The following is a 2,406-nucleotide window of genomic DNA, read 5'->3' as shown; positions in this document are numbered from 1 at the left end:
AGCAGTACAATTACAGATTAAAACCAATATCAGAACTTATTCCTTTGTGACAGGCATTTTTTTTCTATTGTTCATCAGTGGGGTTTTCTACCGAAATTATAGGAGGCAAAAGAAAGATAGACATACTATAGAGAAAGCATTTGCCGCTCTCAAATCCACACAAGCCCAACTCATCCAATCTGAGAAAATGGCTTCGTTGGGAGAACTCACCGCAGGCATCGCCCACGAGATTCAGAATCCGCTGAATTTTGTAAATAACTTTTCAGAAGTAAGCAGCGAGTTGGTGGAAGAAATTAAAGAATCAAGAGCCAAGAACCAAGCCCTTCGACAAGGCTCAGGGACCGCCCATCGACAAGGCTCAGGGACCGAGCCTATGACAGAGGTTAAGTTGGAAGATGAGATTCTAGAAGATATCAAGCAAAACTTAGAAAAGATCAACCTTCACGGGAAGCGGGCAGATGCCATAGTGAAAGGCATGCTCGAACACAGCCGGGCAAGTTCAGGTGAAAAAGTACTGACAGATATTAATGCTTTGGCAGATGAATACCTGCGCTTGTCTTATCACGGGATGAGGGCAAAAGACAAATCCTTCAATGCCGACTTTGAAACCCAATTTGATACCGACCTTCCAAAAGTCAATGTAGTGCCCCAGGATATCGGAAGGGTGCTGTTGAATATTATCAATAATGCCCTTCAGGCCTGCGGTTCGACATTCGATATTCAGCGTTCATCATTCGATATTAAAAACCCTCCAAAAGTCACCGTCTCCACCAAAAACCTCGGTGACAAAATAGAGATCTCGATAAAAGACAACGGCCCCGGAATCCCCGATGCAATCAAAGACAAAATCTTCCAGCCTTTCTTCACCACCAAGCCTACCGGACAGGGAACGGGATTGGGATTGAGTTTGAGCTATGATATTGTAAAGGCGCATAATGGTGAATTTACAGTCGAATCAAAAGTTGATGAAGGAACTGAGTTTAAAGTATCACTGCCATTAAAGTAATAGGTAATCAGTGATATAAAATTTTAATAAGTGGCAATAAATATTGTACTCAGTTTATTATGTTACTTAAAATATTTTCAGAATAAAATATTTGTTTGTGTTAATTAGAAATCGTAATTTATTGATAATAAATTAAATAGCAACAATAATAAACTGTGTGAAAGCCTTCAGTCAGACTTTTAGTAAGGCATAGAATCGTAAAACCTGAACTTCGTCACAAAAGTGTATTTCCGACGATAATTTTTAAATAATAAACTATGAAAATAATTAAGATTATTACAAAATCAGGGGATTCAAAACATGTTGAAGAAAAACAAGTCGAAGAATTCAAAGCAAATTTTAAAGGACCTTTGTTAACTTCTGTTTCCAAGGAATATGATGAAGTTCGTAAGATTTGGAATGGCATGCACGATAAAAAACCGGCATTCATTGCCCGTTGTTGGGGAGTTGCCGACGTGATTGCTGCGGTAAATTTTGCGCGGGAAAACGATATTCTCCTTTCAGTCAGAGGTGGCGGACACAATGTGGGCGGAACTGCGAGCAATGATGGAGGAATTATGATCGACTTGTCCTTATTGAAAGGGATAAGGGTAAATGCAGAAAATCATACTGCTCATGTGCAGGGAGGTGCCACAATGGCAGATTTAGACAGAGAAACACAAGTCTTTGGGCTGGTGACTCCGTCCGGCGTGGTCTCAACCACAGGAATTGCCGGATTGGCGCTCGGAGGAGGATTAGGATGGTTACGAAAAAAACATGGTTTGTCAATAGATAATCTGCTGTCAGTTGATATGGTTACTGCTGAAGGAAAAGCTATTCATGCAAGCGAAAATCAAAATGCTGATCTTTTCTGGGCGGTAAGAGGTGGGGGTGGAAACTTTGGTATTGTCACATCATTTGAGTTCCGTCTTCATCAGGTTGGACCCATGGTGACCTTATGTGCCCCTTTCTATCCTGCTGAAGAAGCAAAAAACATTCTACCAGTCTGGAAAAAATTTATGGATGAATCTCCAGATGATGTCTCCTCACAAGCCCTTTTCTGGACCATTCCACCGGCACCGGATTTTCCATCCGAAGTTCATGGCAGACGGGTTCTTATTCTGGCCGCAGTACATTGCGGTCCAATTGAATTAGGCAAAGAGGTACTAGATCCTCTCCGCAAAATTAGTACGCCATTGGTTGATTTAAGCACACCAATACCATGGTCAGCGCTTCAGGGAATGTTTGATCCGTTTTTCCCCAAAGCTAAACAACATTACTATTTCAAATCAACCTACTTAGATAATCTGGATGATGAAACGGTTGATGCAATACTTCCCAAAGCAATCAATCCCCCGCAACCTATGATTTTAATTGCCATTTGGCACCTAGGTGGTGCAATGAGCCGGATTAATGATAAT

The 2,406-nt window shown here is 41.2% G+C and carries 2 protein-coding genes; both read left to right on the top strand.

Going from position 1 to position 2,406, the window contains the following annotated elements:
• Nucleotides 1-1,006: sensor histidine kinase (locus tag ACEW8O_RS15520; protein ID WP_373495536.1), on the top strand; the 1,006-nt coding region annotated here is incomplete at its 5' end.
• Between the two features lie 257 nt (nt 1,007-1,263).
• Nucleotides 1,264-2,406 (top strand): FAD-binding oxidoreductase (locus tag ACEW8O_RS15515; protein ID WP_373495535.1); only part of this gene is annotated, 1,143 nt, incomplete at its 3' end.

Source organism: Aquiflexum sp., from assembly GCF_041749095.1.
In the GTDB taxonomy this organism is placed as follows: domain Bacteria; phylum Bacteroidota; class Bacteroidia; order Cytophagales; family Cyclobacteriaceae; genus Aquiflexum.
The sequence above is the reverse complement of the archived record's forward strand: the minus strand, read 5'-3'. Positions and strand labels throughout refer to the sequence as shown.